At 62.8% G+C, this 19,149-nt stretch carries 18 protein-coding genes; 9 read left to right on the forward strand and 9 right to left on the reverse strand.

Annotation, left to right across the window (positions count from 1 at the left end):
* Positions 1–417: 417 nt before the first annotated feature.
* Positions 418–1,632 (forward strand): DNA-binding protein, encoded by a 1,215-nt coding sequence (locus DXT59_RS15805; protein WP_116137828.1) that lies wholly within the window; start codon positions 418–420, stop codon positions 1,630–1,632.
* Positions 1,633–1,720: 88 nt separating this feature from the next.
* Here the strand turns inward: DXT59_RS15805 and DXT59_RS15810 are convergent, their stop codons facing one another.
* Both DXT59_RS15810 and DXT59_RS15815 read right to left on the reverse strand, forming a co-directional pair.
* Complete coding sequence (locus DXT59_RS15810; RefSeq protein WP_116137829.1) at positions 1,721–2,095, reverse strand: DUF2471 family protein; 375 nt, start codon at positions 2,093–2,095, stop codon at positions 1,721–1,723.
* Between the two features lie 82 nt (positions 2,096–2,177).
* Positions 2,178–2,792, reverse strand: coding sequence for a helix-turn-helix domain-containing protein (locus DXT59_RS15815; RefSeq protein WP_116137830.1), 615 nt, complete (start codon positions 2,790–2,792; stop codon positions 2,178–2,180).
* Between the two features lie 156 nt (positions 2,793–2,948).
* Between DXT59_RS15815 and DXT59_RS15820 the strand changes: the two genes are divergently transcribed.
* Positions 2,949–4,148 (forward strand): glycine C-acetyltransferase, encoded by a 1,200-nt coding sequence (locus tag DXT59_RS15820; RefSeq protein ID WP_116137831.1) that lies wholly within the window; start codon positions 2,949–2,951, stop codon positions 4,146–4,148.
* A gap of 12 nt (positions 4,149–4,160) precedes the next feature.
* Positions 4,161–5,189 carry an L-threonine 3-dehydrogenase gene (gene tdh / locus DXT59_RS15825; protein WP_116137832.1) on the forward strand — a complete coding sequence of 343 codons (1,029 nt, stop codon included), beginning with the start codon at positions 4,161–4,163 and terminating at the stop codon, positions 5,187–5,189.
* Here tdh and DXT59_RS15830 read toward each other — a convergent pair.
* Positions 5,167–5,820 (reverse strand): YceI family protein, encoded by a 654-nt coding sequence (locus DXT59_RS15830; protein ID WP_116137866.1) that lies wholly within the window; start codon positions 5,818–5,820, stop codon positions 5,167–5,169. The genes tdh and DXT59_RS15830 overlap by 23 nt on opposite strands.
* 203 nt (positions 5,821–6,023) lie before the next feature.
* Here DXT59_RS15830 and DXT59_RS15835 point away from each other — a divergent pair, with 203 nt between their 5' ends.
* The 5 genes from DXT59_RS15835 (at position 6,024) to DXT59_RS15855 (ending at position 14,265) form a co-directional block, all read left to right on the forward strand.
* Positions 6,024–6,665: a TetR/AcrR family transcriptional regulator gene (locus tag DXT59_RS15835; protein WP_116137833.1), complete on the forward strand. Its 642-nt coding sequence runs from the start codon at positions 6,024–6,026 to the stop codon at positions 6,663–6,665.
* 9 nt (positions 6,666–6,674) lie between these two features.
* On the forward strand, positions 6,675–7,160 hold the full coding sequence (locus DXT59_RS15840; RefSeq protein WP_116137834.1) for a nuclear transport factor 2 family protein: 486 nt from the start codon (positions 6,675–6,677) through the stop codon (positions 7,158–7,160).
* A gap of 271 nt (positions 7,161–7,431) precedes the next feature.
* On the forward strand, positions 7,432–7,881 hold the full coding sequence (locus tag DXT59_RS15845; RefSeq protein WP_240324536.1) for a hypothetical protein: 450 nt from the start codon (positions 7,432–7,434) through the stop codon (positions 7,879–7,881).
* Positions 7,882–8,919: 1,038 nt separating this feature from the next.
* Positions 8,920–13,344: a response regulator gene (locus tag DXT59_RS15850; protein ID WP_240324532.1), complete on the forward strand. Its 4,425-nt coding sequence runs from the start codon at positions 8,920–8,922 to the stop codon at positions 13,342–13,344.
* A gap of 675 nt (positions 13,345–14,019) precedes the next feature.
* A complete protein-coding gene (locus DXT59_RS15855) occupies positions 14,020–14,265 on the forward strand; it encodes an H-NS family nucleoid-associated regulatory protein (RefSeq protein WP_116137836.1) in 246 nt (81 codons plus the stop codon).
* Positions 14,266–14,273: 8 nt separating this feature from the next.
* On the opposite strand, the gene bluB is transcribed toward DXT59_RS15855, so the two are convergent.
* Both bluB and DXT59_RS15865 read right to left on the reverse strand, forming a co-directional pair.
* Entirely contained in the window at positions 14,274–14,960 is a 687-nt protein-coding gene (bluB, locus tag DXT59_RS15860; protein ID WP_116137837.1) for a 5,6-dimethylbenzimidazole synthase, read from the reverse strand.
* A gap of 76 nt (positions 14,961–15,036) precedes the next feature.
* Positions 15,037–15,543, reverse strand: coding sequence for a ferritin-like domain-containing protein (locus DXT59_RS15865; protein WP_116137838.1), 507 nt, complete (start codon positions 15,541–15,543; stop codon positions 15,037–15,039).
* 158 nt (positions 15,544–15,701) lie between these two features.
* Here DXT59_RS15865 and DXT59_RS31455 point away from each other — a divergent pair, with 158 nt between their 5' ends.
* Positions 15,702–15,833, forward strand: coding sequence for a hypothetical protein (locus tag DXT59_RS31455; RefSeq protein WP_275895781.1), 132 nt, complete (start codon positions 15,702–15,704; stop codon positions 15,831–15,833).
* 20 nt (positions 15,834–15,853) lie between these two features.
* On the opposite strand, the gene DXT59_RS15870 is transcribed toward DXT59_RS31455, so the two are convergent.
* Genes DXT59_RS15870 through DXT59_RS15885 form a run of 4 tightly spaced genes read right to left on the reverse strand, consistent with a single transcriptional unit; the run spans position 15,854 to position 19,122 of the window.
* Positions 15,854–17,176, reverse strand: a complete 1,323-nt coding sequence (locus DXT59_RS15870; RefSeq protein ID WP_116137839.1) for a c-type cytochrome — start codon at positions 17,174–17,176, stop codon at positions 15,854–15,856.
* Positions 17,173–18,168, reverse strand: a complete 996-nt coding sequence (locus DXT59_RS15875; protein ID WP_116137840.1) for a cytochrome c oxidase assembly protein — start codon at positions 18,166–18,168, stop codon at positions 17,173–17,175. The genes DXT59_RS15870 and DXT59_RS15875 overlap by 4 nt, the downstream gene beginning before the upstream one ends.
* Complete coding sequence (locus DXT59_RS15880; protein WP_116137841.1) at positions 18,144–18,473, reverse strand: hypothetical protein; 330 nt, start codon at positions 18,471–18,473, stop codon at positions 18,144–18,146. The genes DXT59_RS15875 and DXT59_RS15880 overlap by 25 nt, the downstream gene beginning before the upstream one ends.
* Positions 18,474–18,501: 28 nt before the next feature.
* A complete protein-coding gene (locus tag DXT59_RS15885; protein WP_116137868.1) occupies positions 18,502–19,122 on the reverse strand; it encodes a cytochrome c oxidase subunit 3 in 621 nt (206 codons plus the stop codon).
* Between the last annotated feature and the right edge of the window lie 27 nt (positions 19,123–19,149).

The following is a 19,149-nucleotide window of genomic DNA, read 5'->3' on the forward strand; positions in this document are numbered from 1 at the left end:
GATCCCGTCAAAGCTCACTTCGTCTCCCGGAAAGCTTCACCTGACCCGGCGCAAAGCCAAGTCCAGTAAGGGTTCGGCGTGGCGTTAACGTTTTTAACTTAGGTTCAAGGGTGTTTACTTAACTTCTCTCAAGGCGTACCCGTGTGTCTTGAGAAAAAACAGAATGCCCAAAAGCAACGACGCTCCGTGAAACAACGGCCGATTTAGCAGGGACGCACAGATTGTTCGTTAAAACAATGGCTTAGACTCGATTCCTCGCTTTGTTTCACGAAATGCCGAGCAGGCATGAGCCGATGCGCGAGCTTTGACTGTCATCTATGGGAGTTTTTGACATGCAGGCAGTTGTTCGGCCTCGATTGTGTCATTTGATACGTAATCCGTTATTATTGACACATTCAAAATGACAGGCAGTGCCTCATGACCCTCGACGAGCAACGTGAAGCGATCCGACAAGAGCTTGAATCCTTACGCCATACCGGCACGCCTCGCCGCGAACTTTCGTTGCATGCCTGCAAACGATTGTTTTTCGATCTCGGTATCCGCCCTTCGACGGCCGCCGTGCGCGAACTGACTCAAACCGGCAGCGCCAGCGACATTCCGAAGGATATCGACTATTTCTGGGAACGTATCCGCGACGCGTCGCGGATCAAGATCGGAGCAGGCGCAATTCCGTCAGCGCTCGAGGAAAAAGCCGGAGAGCTGCTGGGTGCGTTGTTCGAGCATGCGCTCGCGGAGGCGAAGCGTACGCTCGAAAGCGAACGGCAAGCGTTGTTCGATACGGTCGAGCAAACCAAAAACACGATGCGCGAGGCGGAGATCCGTCAAGCGTTGGCCAACGAGGCATTGCAACTCAGCGAAAGGCGCGCCGAAGAGGCTCTCGAGCGCGTGCGAATGCTCGAGGCACAAATCAGCGTGTCCGCCGCAACACGTACGAGCAGCGAGGACGCCCTCCAAGCGACGGTCGTTCGACTGGAAACCGAACGCGCGCGCCTCGAACAACAACTGGAAGCCGAGCGAGCCACCAACGCCTCGTTGCGCGAGCGCATCGATTCCCTCCATCAGGAATTGCGCGAGAGCACGGAGCATTACGCGGCTCAGATCAAGGATGCGATTTCGGAAGCCGAGCGTCGCGTCAAACCGATGCTGGTGGAACTCGATTCGTTGCGAACCATGGCTGCGACATACCAGGCCGGCATCCGGGATGCGAGCCGCAAGGAATTCGATTTCATTCAACAACTGAGCGCGGCCAAGGGACGCGGCGACCGGCTCGAGGCCCAAGTGCGCGAGCAATCCGATGAAATCGAAGCGCTGACGCGTGAGTTGGCCGCGTCCCGGGAGCGCGGCGCGTTTTCCCCCGAGTTCGCCGCGCTGTTACGCGGTTGGGCCGAAACCGGGAGACTGAGCGATGCCGATTTTGCCGCGCTCGGCACGACGGCCGACGCCCTCGCACCGATTCCGGCGCACTGTCCGAAATGCCCGGACGGCGAACCGGAACTCGCGCGGGCCGGCGACGGCTTCGAGTTGCTGTGTCCCGAGTGCGATCATTCGTCCGGCATCAAGCGCTCGCGCCTCGAAGCGGTGACCCGATTCCTCAATGCGCCGCGCACCGATGATTCGAACGTAAGTACTTGATTTAGGACAGATCGAGCCTGCCGTCGTCACACGGTGAGCCTTTTCGGGATTCAATAGGTGAGTCTTTCCGGGATCCCAGCGGCGGCAATCACGCGCCCCACGGCTGCCTGACGGCGTTCTTTCCGTGCGCTTGATTGGGCGAATTCGCGAGCTGCGCGTCTTCGTATGCCGCGACGGCAAACGCGAACGCCATCGGCAAAGCGTTCGACTTACCGAACGTGGCGGGATCGTCCGTTTCCGGGTAAGTCATGTCGTCGGGCCGCTTGAATAGATCGAGCACCTCCGCTTCATGCCTGCTTGCGAAACCGAGATCCGCCAACGCTTCGGCTTCGATCGCGTGCAGCAGCCGCCACGTCAACGGCACGCCTTGTACGACGTAGCGTCCCGCGATATGACGGACGATGTGTTCGAGGTCGCGCGCCGCGGCCTGAAAGCGCAGCGCGGCAAGATCGTTTTCTTTCATGGCCGCTCTCCGAATATCGAGATACTGTGGAAATATACAGTATTCGCGCCGAGCGGCCAAACCTCATTGACTCACCGGGGCACTACCCATGAATGACGACCAGCAGTGCCTTGGCTTCGGCCTTGCCGGCGTTGCGGATCGCATGAGGGATGTCGGCCTGATAGCGGGCCGTGTCGGCCGGTTTAAGGCGTTTCGTTTCCCCGGCGGCTTCGATTTCGATCGAGCCCGCGAGCACCGTAAGATGCTCGCGCGTGCCGGGTTCGTGCGCGTTCGACACTAATGCCCCGGCGGGCTGCAACGTCAATTCGTACCATTCGAACTTGCCCGCGAGTTCGATCGGGCCCCAGACGCGCAGTTGATATTTCGCTTCATGCCCGTCCAGAGTCGGTATCTCGTGAGGGCCCGAAACGGCAATCGCCTCGGGCGCACGCTGCGCGGCAAATAGCTGATCGAGGCTAACCCCCAGTGCGTTGGTGAGCCGCCACGCAACCGCGATCGTCGGATTGGCCTTGTCACGCTCGATTTCCGATAGCATCGATTTCGATACACCGGCTGCGCGCGACAGATCGTCGAGCGTCAGCTTCCGTTCGATGCGCAGCCGCTGAATATGCTCCCCGACGCGCGGCGGAGCCGAAGCCGCGGCAGGGGCGGCCTGAGCCGGTGAAGGCGCGGTGCGCCGGTTGGCGGAGCTTGCCATTTCGTTTTCGATCGCTTAAAGTCGTTCGCTATATCGAACTTGTGTTCGGAAAATTGGAATTGTTCGGCAAAACCGGACAACCGACTATAACAGCAATAGACAGCCGCCTTGCCCGCCATCCGGCGCAAGCGGCATCTTCCCGTCAGGAGCGAACCGATGCGCGACTCATTCCTCGCCCACTTGCGCGGCACGATCGATCAGATCCGGGCCGATGGCTTTTATAAGACCGAACGCGTGATCGCAAGCCCGCAATCGGCCGACGTCCATCTGGCCAGCGGCGAAGACGTCCTGAACTTTTGCGCCAACAACTATCTCGGGCTCGCGAACGATCCGCGCCTAGTCGCCGCGGCGAAAGACGGGCTCGACAAGGACGGATTCGGGATGGCGTCGGTGCGCTTCATCTGCGGGACGCAGACGGTGCACAAGGAACTCGAGCAAGCGCTCTCCGCTTTCCTCGGTACGGAGGACTGCATTCTCTATTCGAGTTGCTTCGACGCGAACGGCGGCTTGTTCGAAACGTTGACCGACGAAACCGACGCGATCATTAGCGACGAGCTCAACCACGCGAGCATCATCGACGGTATTCGCTTGTCGAAAGCCAAGCGCTATCGCTACAAAAACAATGATCTCGCCGATCTCGAGACGAAGTTGCGCGAAGCCGATGCAGCCGGCGCCCGCTTCAAGCTGATTGCCACCGACGGCGTCTTTTCGATGGACGGGATTATCGCCAACCTCGCCGGAATCTGCGATTTGGCGGATCGCTATGGCGCGCTCGTGATGGTCGACGATTCGCATGCCGTGGGTTTCATCGGCGAGCACGGTCGCGGCACGCCGGAGTTTTGCGGCGTCCAAGGCCGCATCGACATCATTACCGGCACGCTCGGCAAAGCGTTGGGCGGCGCATCGGGCGGATACGTCGCGGCACGGCGCGAAGTCGTCGAGCTGTTGCGGCAGCGTTCGCGGCCGTACTTGTTCTCCAATACGTTGACGCCCAGCATCGCGGCGGCTTCACTCGCAGTGCTCGAATTGCTCGCGAGCGACGAAGGTGCTCAGTTGCGCCGCCGCGTCCGCGCCAACGGTGAGCATTTTCGGGAGGCCATGAGCGCCGCGGGCTTCACCCTCGTGCCGGGGCAGCACCCGATCATTCCCGTCATGCTCGGCGATGCATCGGTCGCCTCCAGCATGGCAGACGCCCTGCTCAAGGAAGGCGTCTACGTCATCGGTTTTTCCTATCCCGTCGTGCCCAAGGGCCGCGCGCGGATCCGTACACAAATGAGCGCGGCACATACGCCTGCGCAAATCGATCGCGCCGTCGATGCGTTCACGCGTGTCGGCCGTTCGCTCGGCATCGTTTAAGGAGCGCGGAACATGAAGGCACTCGCAAAACTCGAACGCGCGCCCGGGCTGACCCTGACGCAAGTGAACAAACCCGAGGTGGGGCATAACGATGTCATGATCCGCATCAAGCGCACGGCGATATGCGGTACCGACATTCATATTTGGAAGTGGGACGACTGGGCGCAAAAGACGATTCCCGTACCGATGCATGTCGGTCACGAGTACGTGGGCGAAATCGTCGAAATGGGACAGGAGGTCCGCGGTTTCGCGATCGGCGATCGGGTCTCGGGCGAAGGGCATATCACGTGCGGATTCTGCCGCAACTGCCGCGCGGGGCGGCGCCATTTGTGCCGTAACACGATCGGCGTCGGCGTGAACAGGGAGGGCGCATTCGCCGAATATCTCGTCATTCCCGCGTTCAACGCGTTCAAGATCCCCGATGAAATCTCCGACGATCTCGCCGCGATCTTCGATCCGTTCGGCAACGCGACGCACACTGCCCTATCGTTCAACTTGGTCGGCGAAGACGTTTTGATCACGGGAGCAGGTCCGATCGGAATCATGGCCGTGGCGATTGCGCGGCACGTCGGCGCACGCAACATCGTGATCACCGACGTCAACGAATACCGGCTCGGCCTGGCGCGCAAAATGGGCGCCACGCGAGCCGTCAACATCGCGAAAGAATCGTTGCGCGACGTCATGAGCGAGCTTCACATGACCGAAGGCTTCGACGTCGGCCTGGAAATGTCGGGCGTACCCAGCGCTTTCACGGGGATGCTCGAGGCGATGAACCACGGCGGCAAGATCGCGCTGCTCGGCATCCCGCCCGCGCAAACGGCCATCGACTGGAATCAAGTGATTTTCAAAGGGCTGGAAATCAAAGGCATCTACGGGCGCGAGATGTTCGAGACCTGGTACAAGATGGTGGCGATGCTGCAAAGCGGTCTCGATCTCTCTCCGATCCTCACGCACCATTTCGCCGTCGACGATTATCAGAAAGCGTTCGCGACGATGCTCTCCGGAGAAAGCGGGAAGGTCATTCTGGATTGGACGGCGTAACCGGCGCGGGCCGCTCGAATTCGGCTTCGACGCGCACTTGCACGTCGTTGCCGACCGCGGGATACCAGCTCGCCAATCCAAACTGCGCACGGCTAAAGGTGCCGTGCGCGGAGAATCCAAGCGTATCGGCGTGAGTCAGCGGGTTGCGTCCGTATCCATTGAACGCCACGTCGAGTTCGATCGGACGCGTCACCGTCCGTATCGTCAAATCTCCCTCCAGCTTGCCGCGAGCCGGCCCCGTCGGGACGAAGTGCTTGCCCACGAATCGAATGGTCGGAAACGTCGCCGCGTCGAACATGTCGGGGCCCTTGACCATCTTGTCCAGTAACGGCACTTTCGTATCGACGCTCGCGGCATCGATCGCCACGTCGACCGAGCTTGCCTCCAATCCGCCCGGCTTCCATTGAAGCGTGCCGCGCGCGCGGTTAAAGCGCATCACGAAGCGCGAATACTTCAAGTGTTCGACATCGAACGTGATACTCCAATGCTCGGCGTCGAGCGCGTACTCCCCCACCGGCACGTGCGCTTCGTCAACGGACACCGTATGCGATACCACCCGTAGCGGCGTGCAGGCCGGGAGCGCGACCGCGCCCATCGCGATGGCGGCCGCGCCCCACACCGCCCGATGCATGAGCCAGCGCTCGATCGTCGTCACTTCGTTTCCTTCCTCGTCTTCGTCGTTCCCAATCGCCGGCCACGCCGAACGTGGCGCCCGGCTCCCGTGAAACCTCACCTTCGGGCGATAGCTTAGCCGCATGCGCCGCATTGACAAAGGAGAATGATCGTTCTACTCTCGCGATCATGAAGAAAGCAATCGACGATTCCCTACCGGCTATGCGCGATGCCGAGCGCAAAACATCGGGTCCACGCGAGCGGCTGCTCGATGCCGCCGAGGCGCTGATCTACTCGGGCGGCATTCATGCCACCGGCGTCGACGCGATCGTTCGCGCCTCGCAGGCCACCCGCAAAAGCTTTTATTCCTACTTCGAGTCCAAAGACGCGCTCGTGGCTGCGGCGCTCGAGCGCCGGCATCTGCGCTGGATGGACTGGTTCGAGCAAAGCACGCGGCTGACGGGGAGCTCGCCTCGCGCGCGGTTGCTCGGGATGTTCGACGTCTTGCGCGAATGGTTCGCTTCGCCCGGCTTTCATGGCTGTGCGTTTCTCAATGCGTCGGGCGAGATCGCCTCGCCCGACGATCCGATTCGGATCGTTGCCCGCGAACACAAGGCGGCGCTACTGCGCTTTATCGAAGCATGCTTTGCATCGTTCGCGGAAGAACAGGACATCGGTGCCCGGCAGGCCGCGGCGCTCGCGCGGCAATGGCTCGTGCTCGTCGACGGCGCGATCGGCGTGGCGCTCGTGAGCGGATCGCCCGACGCCGCAGCCGACGCGCAAGCCGCCGCTCGGCAATTGCTCGATCACGCGGCATCGACGCCGCCCCCGCGCGCTTCGAAGACGAAGCGCGCATCTACCTAGGAGAAACATATGCCCGATAGTAGTCCTAACGAAACGCGGCCGCCGTTGCCGCCCTTCACGCTCGAAACCGCCAAGCAGAAAGTGCGGGCGGCCGAGGACGGTTGGAATACGAGGGATCCGGAGCGCGTCGCGCTCGCGTACACGCCGGAAAGCGTATGGCGCAACCGAGCCGAGTTCGTGACGGGCCGCGCGCAAATCGTCGCTTTCTTGCAGCGCAAGTGGGCCAAGGAGCTCGACTACCGGCTCATCAAAGAGCTTTGGGCGCATGACGGCAACCGTATCGCGGTTCGCTTCGCCTACGAGTGGCACGACGATTCGGGCAACTGGTTTCGCTCGTTCGGCAACGAGAATTGGGAGTTCGACGAACGAGGGTTGATGGCGCGCCGCTTCGCCTGCATCAACGATTTGCCGATCCGCGAAAGCGATCGTCTGTATCGTTGGCCGCTCGGCCGGCGGCCCGACGATCATCCGGGGCTCTTCGAACTAGGCCTCTAATCGCGCGCGTCGTCCATCCGGCCTGCGGCCCGAGCCTTGCTCGCGTCGCTCGTCGCGCTCGCGAGCCGTCTGGGATCATCCCGTGTTCAGATTGCTGTAGTAGAGTGCGCGACGAACGGCGCAATGCCGGAAGAACGGGACGAACGAACGACGCCGGCGGCGGCCGGCAAACGGAGAGGACATGCGTTTCAGGATGGCGGCTGCGCGCGGCATCGGCGTGCGCGCGGCGAAGGCGATATCGGCCGTCGTGCTCGGGACGATCGCGTCCACGATGATGCCGGCGCAAGCCCAGGCGGCAGATTGGTGCGGCGGCGGCATATGGGTCGACGCGATGCTTGCGTCGCATCACATTCATCCGAAGCAATCGTTCGAAGACGTTAATCCGGGGTTGGGCGTCGAGTGCTGGCTCAACGGCCAATGGGCCCTGACGGCGGGCGGGTTCCGCAATTCGCTTTCTCATCCGTCATGGTATGGCGGTGGTGTCTGGGCGCCGGAATTCGCGCATTGGGGCTTTGTCCGCTTGGCCGTCATGGGCGGCCTGATCTCGGGATACAACTACGGCAGCTACGGCTTCGGTCACGACCATTCGATCGGACCCGTGGCAGCGCCCGTCGTGATGGTCACGTATAAGCACGTGGGGATGAACTTCATCCTGATTCCGCCGATTCCCTCCGATAACCTGCCGTTCACGGTCGGGTTTCAGTTGAAAGTGGGATTCTGACGATTCCCGGAAAAGCTCACCATTGGCTTGGACGGATCGACACGTCGGTGCCGGCGGCTAGGCGGGTTGGACGGAACGGTCGTCTGTCGACGGCAGCCAACCTTCTTTCGCATTCGATGAAGCAACTCCCGGAAAGGCTCACCTCACTGTGAGCCGGACGGCGAAGTACTGACCCGGGGGTGAGGTTTTTCGGGAGCCGTAAATCGCGACCAAGAGTCTGTCCGGCTCCACGCGTATGGGCAGTTCAGCACAGTCCCTGCATCATGATGACGCGGCAGAAACTGCGTTAGGTGAGTGTTTTCGGGAGGTTATATGCCCGCAAAGCACTTGCCGCTCGAGCCGGTATTGCCGGTGCGCCCAACGTGGAAAAGGATCCCGCGATTCGCCGAAGGTGAAGGTTTTCGGGAGCGCTCTACACGTTAGGCGCGGCGACGCAGCGGCATTCAGCCGTGAGGTGAGCTTTTGCGGGAGCCGGCTGCCCGGCGTCCGGGCTCGAGTTTTTGCGTGCCCTCCCGGCTAGCGAGTATGTCTTTGCTTCACCCGTCGTGCAAAAAAGAAATGCCTTTGCTCGACGTTGTTTCGACGCGCGCTCGCACTCCATCCACCCGCCCGGCGACGGGCGCACTGACCGGGATGGCGGTGTGGCCGGTCCCACAAGCTCCTGAGCGAGGGCGGCGTCGAGGCCGTGCAGCGCAACGCGGACTAGAACCCATCGACGGCGTCTCTGGCATGCAACATGCTTATTTGTCCGATCGAGCATTCGTGTCGCCGCTTTCGAGGCGAACGTGAGGATCAGGTGCGCCTATGAACTCGCCAACGCGCTGCGGCCATCTGCTCCCTTGCGATCGGTCCAAGTTCCCGATGCTTTGCCGCGCAGCGTTTGCTGCGGGTGAAGGGGTCGCGGCGCGATTTCCCCCACTCCCGGTTACGACTCGACGCGCAGATCCGACAGCCGAGGCACTGCTGTTGGTTTTTTGCGCGCCCGACGCATATCTTTGCTGAATCGGATTAGGGACTCCTATGAGCGACGGATCTAGCATGTTGCCCAACAACGACACCCACGATTTCCTGGCCGGCGGTGGAGAGCTCGGCGAACTCATCCGCGGCCATGACTGGCGCTCCACCGAACTCGGCGATCCGGCGCACTGGCCTTTGAACTTGAGGCTCGCGTTGCGCATCATCCTGAACTCGCGTCAGCCGATGTGGATCGGCTGGGGTGCGTCGCTGGTCTTTTTTTATAACGATGCCTATCGGTCGATCATCGGCGGCAAGCATCCGTGGGCGATCGGGCGCCCGACCACCGAAGTCTGGAGCGAAATCTGGGACGACATCGGCCCGATGCTCGAACTCGTCATGAGCGGCCGCGAGGCGATATACGTGGAAGCGCAGCCGCTGATCATGGAGCGCAACGGCTATCGCGAAGAAACGTACTACACGTTCTCTTATAGCCCGATCCCGAACGACGACGGCAGTATCGGCGGGATGATCTGCGCGAACACGGACGATACGCAGCGTGTGATCGGAGAGCGGCAGCTTGCCTTGCTACGCGATCTTGCGGCGGGCGCCACCGATGCGCGTAGCTTGCAAGAGGCGAGCGAACGCAGTGTCCGGGCACTGGAGCGGCATACCCGTGATCTGCCCTTCGCGATGCTCTACCTGGCGCGCTCCGGCACTGGAGACGTCGAACTCGTCGGCACCTCGGGGATCGAGCGCGGAGATGAAGCGGCGCCGGTGCGCTTGCCGGCCGAGCGCGTCGCGCTGTGGCCCGTACAGGAGGCGCTGCGCACCCACCGGCCCGTCCTCGTGCCGAACCTGCGCGCGCTCACTACCTCGCCGTTGCCCGCCGGCCCGTGGCAGGAGCCGCCGTCGCAAGGCGTCGTGATGCCGATTTTGCCTTCGGGAGAAAGCGGTCACGCGGGCGCACTCGTCGTCGGCTTGAATCCGTTCCGTCTATTCGACGAGCATTATCGCGACTTTCTCAGCCTCGTCGCCGGCCAGATCGGCGCGGCCTTGGCGCATGCGCAAGCTTATGAGGAAGAGCGCCGGCGCGCCGAGGCGTTGGCCGAGATCGACCGCGCTAAAACGGCGTTCTTTTCGAACGTCAGCCATGAATTTCGCACGCCGCTCACGCTCATGCTCGGGCCGATCGAGGACGCACTCGGCGATACGGGCCATGCGGCGCTCCCCTCGCCCCAGCGGCAACGGCTCGTGACGGCGCATCGCAATGGCTTGCGCTTGCTCAAGCTCGTGAATTCGTTACTCGATTTCTCGCGTATCGAAGCGGGAAGAGTCGCCGCCACCTTCGAGCCCACCGATCTCTCCAAATTGACGGCCGAGCTTGCATCGAACTTCGAATCGGCTACCGAACGCGCCCGGCTCTCGCTCTCGATCGAGTGTGAGCCGCTACCACAGCCCGTCTACGTGGATCGGGACATGTGGGAGAAGATCGTCCTGAACTTGCTGTCGAACGCGTTCAAGTTCACGTTCGAAGGCGGGATCGGCGTTGCCACGCACCCGTCTGCGGATGGAACCGGTGTTGAAGTGATCGTGCGCGATACGGGCGTGGGCATTCCCGAACCCGAATTGCCGCGGTTATTCGAGCGGTTCCACCGCGTCGAGGGACAACGGAGCCGTTCGTTCGAGGGGTCGGGTATCGGGCTCGCGCTCGTTCAGGAATTGGTCAAGCTCCATGGCGGCACCATCGCGGTGACCAGCGAGGTGGGACGCGGCACGACGATCGCGGTCCGCCTGCCGTTCGGCTACGCGCATTTGCCGGCCGAGCACGTCAGTTCGGCGCACACGCCCTCGCAGCGGTCGGGGCGCGTCGATGCCTATGTGGAAGAGGCGCTGCGCTGGCTTCCGCTCGACGACGAACCGGCAGGCGAGCGCGAGGACGACGCATCGCTCGAGCGCGAAAGCGACGTGCCGGAATGGTCGTTCGGCGACGGTACGGTGGGCGCTCGCGTCGTAGTCGCCGACGACAACGCCGACATGCGCGATTACATCGGCCGCATGTTGCGCACGCGTTGGGAAGTGGAGACGGTGGCCGACGGGCAAGCGGCGCTCGATGCGATTCGTCGTCGCAAACCCGATCTCGTCTTGAGCGATGTGATGATGCCGGTGCTCGACGGCTTCGGGTTGCTACGCGAAATCCGCAACGATCCGCAATTGCGCGATCTGCCGTTCGTCATGCTCTCCGCGCGCGCGGGCGAGGAGGCGCGCGTCGGAGGGCTCGAATCGGGCGCCGACGACTATTTGACGAAGCCGTTCTCGGCTCGGGAGCTGATGGCGCGCATCCATGCGAATTTGCAGATGGCACGGTTGCGGCGCGATGCGACGCGCGAACTGCTCGAGAGCGAGGCGCGCTTTCGAAACATGGCCAACCATGCCCCCGTGATGATGTGGGTCAGCGAGCCGAGCGGGTCGCTCACCTATTTGAATCGGCTCTGGTGCGAGTTTACGGGCCAAGCGCTGGAAGACGCGTTGGGGGCGGGCGCATGGGAGGCGTTGCATCCGGAAGATCGTCAGCACTACGAAGCTTCGTTCAAAGCGGCGAACGAGCGCGGCGAACCGTTCAGCGCGGAATGCCGGGTGCGCCGCGCGGACGGCGTGTATCGCTGGGCGCTCAGCGCCGCGGCCCCGCGTTTCAGCGACGATGGGACCTTTCTCGGCTATATCGGTTCGATTATCGATATCACCCATCGCAAGGAGGCCGAACGCATCTTGCAGGAGGCGAACGTGGTGCTCGAACGTCGCGTGGCCGCGGCCATCGCCGAGCGCGTGCACACGGAAGCGCAACTGCGGCAGGCGCAAAAGATGGAGGCGATCGGCAAGCTCACGGGTGGCGTCGCGCACGACTTCAACAATGTGCTGCAGGTGATTGCGGGCAACCTGCAGTTATTGAGCCGCGACGTCGCGGGCAACTTGCGGGCGGAACAGCGTTTGCAGACCGCGATCGCCGCGACTTCGCGCGGCTCGCGCCTCGCCTCGCAATTGCTGGCGTTCGGGCGCAGGCAACCCCTTTCTCCGAAGAGCGTGAACCTGGGGCGGCTCATACGCGGCATCGACGATATGCTGCGGCGCTCATTGGGCGAAGGAGTCGAGATCGAAACGGTGATCACGGGTGGCCTGTGGAATACGTTCGTCGATACCGTGCAGGTCGAAAACGCGCTCTTGAATCTCGCGATCAACGCGCGTGACGCGATGCAGGGCCAGGGCAAGCTCACGATCGAGGCCGGCAATGCATTCCTCGACGATACGTACGTCGCGCGTCACGGCGATGTGGCGGCGGGGCAATACGTCATGGTCGCCGTTACCGATACCGGTTGCGGGATTCCGAGCGAGCTGCTGGAACGCGTATTCGAGCCTTTCTATACGACCAAGCCGGAAGGCCAAGGCACGGGCCTCGGCTTGAGCATGGTGTACGGCTTCGTCAAACAATCGGGCGGGCATATCAAGATCTACAGCGAGGTGGGACACGGAACGACGGTGCGCATTTACCTGCCGCGCGCGCAGCAGCCGGAAGACGTCGAAACGGATCTGGAGACGGGGGCCGTCACGGGCGGCACCGAGACGATCCTTGTCGTCGAGGACGACGAAGACGTGCGCGGTACTGTCGTCGATCTGCTTTCCGAGCTTGGCTATCGCGTGCTGAGGGCGAAGGATGCGCAAAGCGCTTTGGCGATCGTCGAGAGCGGAGTGCCGATCGATCTGCTTTTCACCGACGTGGTCATGCCGGGGCCGCTCAGCAGTCCCGAACTGGCCCGCAGGGCGCGCGAACGCCTGCCGAACATTGCCGTACTCTTTACTTCCGGCTACACGGACAACGCGATCGTCCATGGCGGCCGGCTCGACGACGGGGTGGACTTGCTCAGCAAACCGTACAGCCGGGAGGCGATGGCGCGTAAGATTCGCTATGTCCTGCGCAATCAAGCACGCGCTCAAACGGCGCCGCCGGAGAAGCCCATCCTCACCGCACCGGCGCACGAGGTGGTGCCGGACGCGTCGCGTTTGGCCGCGCGCGTGCTGTTGGTGGACGATGACGCGATGGTGCGCTTCACGACGGCCGACATGCTGACCTACCTCGGCCATGTCGTGACCGAAGCCGGCGACGCGACCGACGCGTTGAGGCTCCTGAGCGAGCGCGCGTTCGATGTGATCGTCACCGATATCTCATTGCCGGATTTGTCTGGCGACGAGCTTGCCATGCGCGCCCTCGCGTTGCAGCCGGGCCTGCGCGTGATATTCGCGACCGGCTATGATGCGCTGCCCGAGGATAGCGATCATCAAGCGCTCGCGGGCGCGATGCTGCTGCGAAAGCCGTACAACAAGGAGCGAATCGAGGAAGCGATGAATGCCGCCATGGCAGCGCGTTTGGCGGCGGGCGCTTCGCCTGCGGTCATCGAAGAGCGGGCGACACCGGCCGTGTCTTCCAACCTGGCGAAGCGGATGCCGTCGATATGAATGCGGCTTGCGCCGCCTCGGGAAGGGTGAGGAGATTCGGGAGCATCGCAGCCGATCGCGTTGCCGCGCGATTCAATCCCGAAAATCCTCACCTTTTAGGGACTCGGGTCTACTAAGGTGAGAACTTTCGGGAGGTCGAGGCCGATCTGTTTTTCGCGTGCGGATGCAACGAAGGGTAGGATTAATCGGACTTTGTTGTAGGAATTATGCAATGCATGCGTGAAAACGATTATGAGAGAAATATCGCAATGTCGCTGATCGTACGTTAATCTCGGGTGAAAGCACCCACAATGCTCGGGCGCCGTTTAGCCGGCCGCCGTGGCCTTACGCTAGGGGCTGCGCACGAAGGCGCGCGCGCGATGATAAAGTAGGCTATCGCGCCGAAACGTCCGACGAAAGCCGGGCTGCACCGTGCACGCGCGGGCGCGACGCATGATCGGCGGCGGTTGGAACGTTCCGTGCATATGAAACGGTACCCTGGCTTTTTGCAGTTTTGCTTTTTGCCGATTTTGTATCGATAATTCAAGCCGACACCGCTTGACCACGATCGTGCGCTGCCTTTCCTGGTACGCGCCCGTGGACGGCTGCAACTTTGCGACTGCGAGTCGAGTATGATTCGGCTCGGGTCAACTGGGGATTTAGCGCCCCCCGCATCAACCATAACCGGAATCATCGATGGAACAGCTTGAAGGCGAAGCTCGCGAACGGCTGATTCGCTGGCTGCGACGCCGCATGGACGAATACGGCATTACCGTGGAAGCCGTTGCCGAATCGATTTCCGCCGATAAGGCGGCGGAACGCCCGATTCTTTATCGCGACGCGATGGGCAACACATGGGACGGGTACGGGGATCCGCCCGATTGGCTGCGCCGCGCCGTGGCGGCCGGTCAGCAAATGGACTTTTTTCGCTGCGAAAGCTAATGCGCCGCTTAGTTAGCGCGTGAGTCTTCGAGGGATGGGGGTGCGGCCGCTTGATCGGCCGGCCATTGATTCTCATAGACGCATTCGCCGACCGGCATTCGCTTGGCCCATTGCTCGAGTTCGAGCATCGGCTTCGGATAAAAGCCTTCCACGTGACCGAGGCAAAGAATGGCAACCGGTTTCGCACCGGTCGGCATCCGCATCAGCGTGCGCACTTCGTCGACGTCGAATAGCGATACCCATCCCATACCGAGACCCTCGGCACGCGCGGCAAGCCACATGTTTTGAATGGCGCAGGCCACCGATGCCAAATCCATCTCGGGCAACGTGCGACGGCCGAAAACATGCCGCTCGCGGCCGTCCATCAGGGCCATGACGAGCAACTCGCCGCATTCGAGCATGCCCTCCACCTTGAGCCGCATGAATTCGTCGTGGCGCTCGCCGAGCGCGTCGGCGGTGCGCACGCGCTCGCTTTCCACCGCGGCATGGAGCGCGCTGCGCAGCGCCGGATCGGTGATGCGCGCAATCCGCCATGGCTGCATGAAACCGACGCTCGGTGCGTGGTGGGCGGCGTCGATCAGGCGCGCGAGAACTTGCGCGTCTACCGCACCCGGCACGAAATGCCGCATATCGCGCCGTTCGTAGATCGCGCGATAAACGGCCGCGCGTTCATCATCGTTGAATTGCATCGCCATGGAGGGAGGCGGCTTTCGAGCCGCGTGTATCGCAATACGCGCAGTGTAAAGCGCTCGCCCCCTTCACGCACGCTCCTCATCGTTTTGCGTCCTCGCCCACGCGCGAGCGTTCCAAATACGCGGCGACGACTTCAGGCATATGTTCGAGTAGCCAGCGCCCCATCTCGATTTCTTGCGGCAGGATCGATTCGCAGCAACGTTGCGTGTCGGCGTCGCCGGCTGTTTTGGCGGCCGCGATCAGCGCCGTATACGAGGCCACCTCGAACTGCTCGAATACGAAGCCCGCGATCGCTCCCTTGACCACCTCGTCGCTGACGGTCATTCCGCCCACCGCTTGACCCATCGCGGCGACGCGTGCCGCGAGATCCTTGATCGCCGATGGGCTGCTACCCAGACGGTCGAGACAGCCTTCGAGCAGCTTTTGTTGCGATAGCGTTTCGTCGATATGCTGCTCGATGCGCCCCTTGAGACTCGGATAGTGCTCGAGTCTCGAAGCTTGGGCCTTGAGCATCGATTCGGCCTGTTTTTCCATTGCATAAGCGTTCCTCAACCAGTCGATCAGGTGTTCTTTAGGGTCGGTCACGGCGTTCTCCTAAAAACCTCGTTCGCGCCACGGCAGGGCTGCCGGCGCCTGTCCTGTCCGCAAGGCCTATTCCCGGCGCGGCGGCGGGAATGCTCGTTGCGAAATGAATCGTGAGGTTCTGTAGTACGTCGGAACCGAAAACCGAATGGAGGACTGCCATGCCGCAAACGAAGACCAGCAATTCCGCCCCGAGCAATCCGCGTCAGCAGCAACCCAGCAAGCCGATGGGGCAGCAGCAGCAAAACCAGCAAAAGCTGCCTTTGCATCAAGGAGGGCAGCGGCAGCCTTGAGGGGCGGCGACGCGCCGTTGCTATTTGTGCAGCAGTTCGCGTAGCGAGGCGACGTCGTTTCCGCTGATGGGCTGCGCATCGTTGCCCCAGGCGCTGCGGACGTAAGTCAGCGCCTCGGCGAGTTGCGCATTCGATAGCGTGCCGGCGAAGGCCGGCATGCGCTGCCGCGGCGGCCCGCTCAGCGTGGCGGGGCTATTGCCGCCTTCGACCAAGAGCCGGATCAACGAGGTGGTGTCCTTCGTCAGCACCGATGCGTTGCCTGCCAGCGCGGGGATCGCCAGGGGCACGCCTTTTCCGTCGTCGCCATGACACTTCGCGCAAAACGATTGGTAGACCACGTATCCGAGGGACTGAGGCTCCGCGACGTGATTGCCGTTCGCGCTGGTGCGGGCGCTCTGATCCGCCGGGGCGAACGTGCCCGACGGTTGTCGCACGGGCAGGCTCTTCAAATAGTGGGCGATGGCAAGCAGATCCGTATCGGAAAGATACTGCGTGCTGTCTTCGATCTGTTCCACCATGCTCCCGTAAGCCACGTCGCCGCGGGCATGTCCCGTTTTGAGGAACTGCGCGATATCGGCCTCGCCCATGCGGCCGAGACCGGATCCCGGATCGCCGGTCAGGTTCGGTGCGAACCAATGATCGTTCACGCCGCCCGTCAAAAACCGCGCGGCCGATTCGTCGTAGCCGCGCTCTTGATAGCCCCAACCGCGCGGCGTGTGACAAGCCCCGCAGTGTCCGAGCGATTGGACGAGATAGGCGCCGCGCGTCCATTGCGGATCGTTCGGCGCACGCGATTTGAATCCGCCGTGCGGCATGAAGGCCGACTGCCAGCCGAACAGCGTCCAGCGTTGATTGAACGGAAACGCCACGTCGGCCGGCTCGCTCGGCTTCGCAACGGGTTTGACGCGCTGCATGATGTAGACGTATAGCGCGCGCAAATCGTCGTCGGACATTTTCGAGAACTCGGGGTAAGGCATCGCCGGATAAAGCGCCTTGCCGCCGGGGGCGACGCCGTGTCGTACGGCCCGATCGAAGTCTTCCAACGAGTAGCGGCCGATCCCGAAATTCGGATCGGGCGTGATGTTGCTCGTCTTGATGGTGCCGAACGGCGAGCCCATGCCGAGCCCTCCGGCGAACGGGGCTCCGCCTCGTGGGGCGGTATGGCAGCCGGCGCAGTCGGCGGCCTTGGCGACATACTCCCCGCGCGCGAGCGTGGCCGCGTCGGCGGGTGCCGCGGTCGCGGCGGTGGGCGCGCCGTGGCGCGGGCTACCCATCGCGATCGCGAGAACGGCGGGCAGCGTCAACATCAGCAAGTCGGTTGCCGTGCGTGGCGGCTTTTTCATTGTGATCGCTTCCCCGATGTAAGACGCGGTTGCGCGGCGAGCGCCGGCCAATCGTGGCGTCGCGATGTTCTCGGTCCGCGAGTCAGCCAACGCGATGCGACCGCCAGCGCGCCGATCAAATAGGCGACGGCACCCGGCACCCACATGATGAGACCGCCCAGTTGTTGATCTTGAAGCGGGTCTATGCCGAGCAGGCTCGTCGGCTCGATATACGACGGATACCAGACGCCCGGTGCGAGTGCGATCAGCGCGCCGAGCGCGCCCGTATGGACCATGGTCGTGAACAGCGACAGCATCGCGTGTCCGCTGCCCCGCCGCGTCGCACCCTCGCCTACGATGCCGCGCCACAGCAGCAGTGCCGTGACCAAAAAGCTCGCGTGCTGCATCGTATGGATCGCCGGGTGCGCCACGGCGGCCTGGAACAACGCGGGGACGTGCCAAGCCCATAGCGCAAGGGCGTGCAATGCCCAGGCCGGTAGCGGCGCGGTGAGCCGTTGCCAAGATGCGGCAACGGGGCGCGAGCGTACGGCGCGCCCCACGGCCAGGCGCATGGCGTGGGGAAACCCCCAGAGCATGACGCCGAGCGGACGCCCGAGCACCAGTAACGGCGCGCAGACGAGCATCATCGCTTCGTGTTCGACCATATGCGCCGAGAACAGGGCATCGCTCAGCGCACCGAGCGGGGACAGTAGCGCGAGCGCAAGCACTGCCCATCCGGCGACGAACGCGGCCGCTTGCCGGCGACGCGCGGGACGCCCCTCGCCGCTGCGCCCGTAGAGGCGGACGAAGCCGATGCCGTACAACCCGATGCTGAGGGCGAGCAGCGCCGTGACCCAAAACGGGAATTGCCAATCGAAGACTGGCTTGCCCCCGGCGGTGACGACCATTTCGTGCGCCTGCGCGGCGGCACATTGCGCCGCCGCGCACGCGGCTATCGACGCGCGGGCGAGGCGGCGCGGGCGGACGGCTAGCGGCAAGGCGAAAGAAGCCATTGCGGAAACCACATCGTCAATTGGATCAGCGTGCACAGGGCGCCTACGACCATGGCGGCGAACGCCATGGACGCAGCGCGTGCGCCGCGGGCCTCGTAACTGGCTGCAAACGGTCCCGAAACGGCTCGCCACTGTTGAAAGGCGAGATATGTGGCGCCCGCCGAAAACAAAAATCCCGCCGCGCTGACCACGCACAGCGGAGCCGGCGTTCCCCACCGGCAGGCAAATTGCACCAATGCGTAATCGGCGCTCTGCGCGCCCAGCACTACGGTCGGCGCCGCCAGCAAACCGAGCCAAGTCTTCATTGCCGCATGCCTCCTCGCCCGGTTCCGCTCATGGTTGAAGCCGAGGCGCAATGTAGATGACCGCATAGATCGGCAGCCAACTCAATACGACGAAATACCAATACAGTGCGTTTTCGCTCACATCGACGAATCGTTTGCCCTCGAACGGGCCGAGATAAAGTAAGGCCGCCAAGATGGCCGTTTCGATCGCGTCCGTGATCAGGTGCGTCGTATGCAAGCCGAGCACGAACCACACGATCGACCCATACGCGTTCGCGTACCACATGACGTTCAAGGTGGCGAATTCGAATGCGCGCACGGCGATGAACGCCACCGCGAACGCCAGGCATACGACGAGCCACAGGCGCGCGGCGCGCCTGTCCTGCCGCTGCGCGGCCCGTTTGGCGAATTGATTGGGAATCATGCTCAACGTCAGGACGAGCGTATTAAGGGTGCCCCAGCGCCAATCGGGCGGCGGGGCGTTGAGCGGCCAGCTTGCGTTGATGTCGCGCAGGTAAAAGTAGATGGCGACTGCGATGGCGAAGGCGGTCCCCTCGATCAGCATCAGCCCGGCCGTGGCCCACCACATGAGGCTGCGGATGCTGAAGCCGAACGTCGGCAAGCCCGCGACGTCGAGCGTGTCGACCGCCGCGGGTGCGATGGATGCCATGGCCCTGCCATCGCCATGATCGCGTTC

The organism is Trinickia diaoshuihuensis (assembly GCF_003390925.1).
Taxonomy (GTDB): domain Bacteria; phylum Pseudomonadota; class Gammaproteobacteria; order Burkholderiales; family Burkholderiaceae; genus Trinickia; species Trinickia diaoshuihuensis.

What these genes read in the sequence shown, in the direction of transcription:
- DXT59_RS31455 (WP_275895781.1), top strand. Translation starts at nt 15,702, where the DNA reads ATGCCGCAAACGAAGACCAGCAATTCCGCCCCGAGCAATCCGCGTCAG.
- DXT59_RS15870 (WP_116137839.1), bottom strand. Translation starts at nt 17,176, where the DNA reads ATGAAAAAGCCGCCACGCACGGCAACCGACTTGCTGATGTTGACGCTG.
- DXT59_RS15840 (WP_116137834.1), top strand. Translation starts at nt 6,675, where the DNA reads ATGCCCGATAGTAGTCCTAACGAAACGCGGCCGCCGTTGCCGCCCTTC.
- DXT59_RS15805 (WP_116137828.1), top strand. Translation starts at nt 418, where the DNA reads ATGACCCTCGACGAGCAACGTGAAGCGATCCGACAAGAGCTTGAATCC.
- DXT59_RS15885 (WP_116137868.1), bottom strand. Translation starts at nt 19,122, where the DNA reads ATGGCATCCATCGCACCCGCGGCGGTCGACACGCTCGACGTCGCGGGC.
- DXT59_RS15880 (WP_116137841.1), bottom strand. Translation starts at nt 18,473, where the DNA reads ATGAAGACTTGGCTCGGTTTGCTGGCGGCGCCGACCGTAGTGCTGGGC.
- DXT59_RS15855 (WP_116137836.1), top strand. Translation starts at nt 14,020, where the DNA reads ATGGAACAGCTTGAAGGCGAAGCTCGCGAACGGCTGATTCGCTGGCTG.
- DXT59_RS15875 (WP_116137840.1), bottom strand. Translation starts at nt 18,168, where the DNA reads ATGGCTTCTTTCGCCTTGCCGCTAGCCGTCCGCCCGCGCCGCCTCGCC.
- DXT59_RS15845 (WP_240324536.1), top strand. Translation starts at nt 7,432, where the DNA reads ATGATGCCGGCGCAAGCCCAGGCGGCAGATTGGTGCGGCGGCGGCATA.
- DXT59_RS15815 (WP_116137830.1), bottom strand. Translation starts at nt 2,792, where the DNA reads ATGGCAAGCTCCGCCAACCGGCGCACCGCGCCTTCACCGGCTCAGGCC.
- DXT59_RS15810 (WP_116137829.1), bottom strand. Translation starts at nt 2,095, where the DNA reads ATGAAAGAAAACGATCTTGCCGCGCTGCGCTTTCAGGCCGCGGCGCGC.
- tdh (WP_116137832.1), top strand. Translation starts at nt 4,161, where the DNA reads ATGAAGGCACTCGCAAAACTCGAACGCGCGCCCGGGCTGACCCTGACG.
- bluB (WP_116137837.1), bottom strand. Translation starts at nt 14,960, where the DNA reads ATGGCGATGCAATTCAACGATGATGAACGCGCGGCCGTTTATCGCGCG.
- DXT59_RS15835 (WP_116137833.1), top strand. Translation starts at nt 6,024, where the DNA reads ATGCGCGATGCCGAGCGCAAAACATCGGGTCCACGCGAGCGGCTGCTC.
- DXT59_RS15830 (WP_116137866.1), bottom strand. Translation starts at nt 5,820, where the DNA reads ATGCATCGGGCGGTGTGGGGCGCGGCCGCCATCGCGATGGGCGCGGTC.
- DXT59_RS15820 (WP_116137831.1), top strand. Translation starts at nt 2,949, where the DNA reads ATGCGCGACTCATTCCTCGCCCACTTGCGCGGCACGATCGATCAGATC.
- DXT59_RS15850 (WP_240324532.1), top strand. Translation starts at nt 8,920, where the DNA reads ATGTTGCCCAACAACGACACCCACGATTTCCTGGCCGGCGGTGGAGAG.